A 964-nucleotide genomic window follows, 5' to 3' on the forward strand; every position below is an offset into this window, starting at 1 on the left:
AGGGCGCTCGTGAGGCTCGTTCCCCAGATGACCGTTGGCTGGGAGGGCGCGTACAGCCGGGTGAACCATATGGACGCCACCGCCAGCCCCACCAGCATTGCGATCACCGCGTAACGCCGGTACGGCAGAAGCAGGACCAATGGCAGCAGCAGGTACATCGCGAACTCGACCGGTAACGTCCACAGTGAGCCGTTTACTGCGCCAGGGTAAATGTTGCCCGCAAATACCCCTGGCAAATGATAGTTGGGGTAGAGCAGGACATTGGAAAAATAGTTCCAGGTCGCAGGGCTGGCGAGATAGTCGCGCACTGGCGCGCTGGTGATCAGTACGCCGACCAGCCCTACAGTCAGGATGCACAACACAATGAGCCCTGGAAAGATGCGCAGGGCGCGCCTCAGCATATACCGCGAAACATTTGGGTCACGCAGCCAGCTCCCGCAAATCAGGTAGCCGCTGATCACAAAGAACACCTTGACGGCGAGGGTGGATACCGGACTGCCCAGATAGCCTGGCCCAACAGAGCCGGTCAGGGGAAATGCGTGACCGAAAATCACGAGGATGGCGGCGACAAGCCGTATGGCGGCGAAATTGTCCTCGCGGATGGAGGCGTCTGGCGGCAGGTCCTGCGGCATTTACAGTCCCTTGTCCCGGTGAATAAAGCGGGTAACCCGCCAGGACCTGGAGCTTCTCAGCGCGGCGAGCAATGTTGCGACCTGGGTCGGGTCGAGACTGTCCAGTTGTCCGGACCTGATCGTGGCTGGCTTGCCCGCCAGTCGCGCCGCCCAGCGTAGGGGAGCCGTCGCTTTCCAGCAGGAGGAGTTGAGGATCAGTCGCGCCTGTTCATGGTATTCGCTGCGTGCGCCGCTTGCGCTGGCTGGCTGGCCCGGCGCGCCGCGGAGGCGCCGGGCGGCGCCGGGCGGCAGGATGATCGGCATGGCGTCGAACTTGCGCAATACGGCGAAGT

Annotated in this window: 2 protein-coding genes; both read right to left on the bottom strand. The window is 62.8% G+C overall.

The genetic code is table 11. The annotated features are described in order from the left end of the window. Positions 1–632 (bottom strand): acyltransferase family protein (locus AC6A67_RS03550; protein WP_498035186.1); only part of this gene is annotated, 632 nt, incomplete at its 3' end. Then, the coding region (locus AC6A67_RS03555) for a hypothetical protein (RefSeq protein WP_498035187.1) at positions 633–964 on the bottom strand (332 nt) is incomplete at its 5' end.

It is taken from the genome of Camelimonas sp. FR25 (assembly GCF_059740505.1).